General features: G+C 46.2%; 1 protein-coding gene. It reads left to right on the forward strand.

The features are described from left to right. The coding region (locus KCG48_RS15120) for a UPF0236 family transposase-like protein (RefSeq protein WP_211802888.1) at positions 1-381 on the forward strand (381 nt) is incomplete at its 5' end. Positions 382-931: the final 550 nt, after the last annotated feature.

Below are 931 nucleotides of genomic sequence, written 5' to 3' on the forward strand. Positions count from 1 at the left end.
AGCTGCCGGACGTATCTGCTGGGAAACTGGGCGGAAATCCAGAACCGTCACCTTCCAGGCTATGTGGAATGCAGTGCAGAAGGCCATGTCAGTCATGTACTGTCGCATCGCTTGAGTTCCAGGCCCTTATCCTGGAGCAAGCTGGGGGCCGAAAACATTGCCAAACTCCGGGTGTACACCCGGAATGGAGGCTCTATTCGTGGACTCCTCAATTCCAGCAAGGAGAAGATGCTAGAGACGATTCAGCCGTTGAAGCTTGATTCGGAGACCCTACGGAAGAAAAAACAGGGCTATGCAGAGTTTTCGACCAATATCACAATCTTGGATATCGGTAAACTGACCACCATGTACAAATTCTTTAAGGCACTTCGTTCTGCCTAAAAGTAAACAACGGAGAGATACTCTCAAATTTCAACCAACAGTAAGTTGACACGATCCCATAACCTGCCAAGCTTGCCTGTCCGCAAATAGACGGATATAATGACCATAACAACATGGGAGGACGGAAAGAGGCCCTCCCTGACTCATTTTGGACGAGTTGATATGCTCCCTTTAAGAAAGACAGTGAAATAAAACACTGTTGATCTTGAAGGGAGCTTTTTTATGACCTATAGAACAATAGAGTCACCGGAAGAAAAATTGAGGCTGGTCCATGAATATAACGGTCTAAATAAGCCACGAGTACGGTGAATGAGAGTAAGCGGTCATTAAAAGCACGGATTCTATGCAGCGTAGAACCATGAGATAATCTTCTCTATAAACCGGTTTTAGTCTCCACTAAGCATGCTTAGCCAGGGTTAAAACCGTAAGTAAGGAGAGGATAGGAATTGGCCACAATGAAACAAGCCCGTCATGAACTATTGAAGGCGAAATGGATGGAGATCATCAAGGAGCAGCGCAATAGCGGATTGGCCGTACGGAAATGGTGTGA

This window comes from Proteiniclasticum sediminis (assembly GCF_018128025.1).
In the GTDB taxonomy this organism is placed as follows: domain Bacteria; phylum Bacillota; class Clostridia; order Clostridiales; family Clostridiaceae; genus Proteiniclasticum; species Proteiniclasticum sediminis.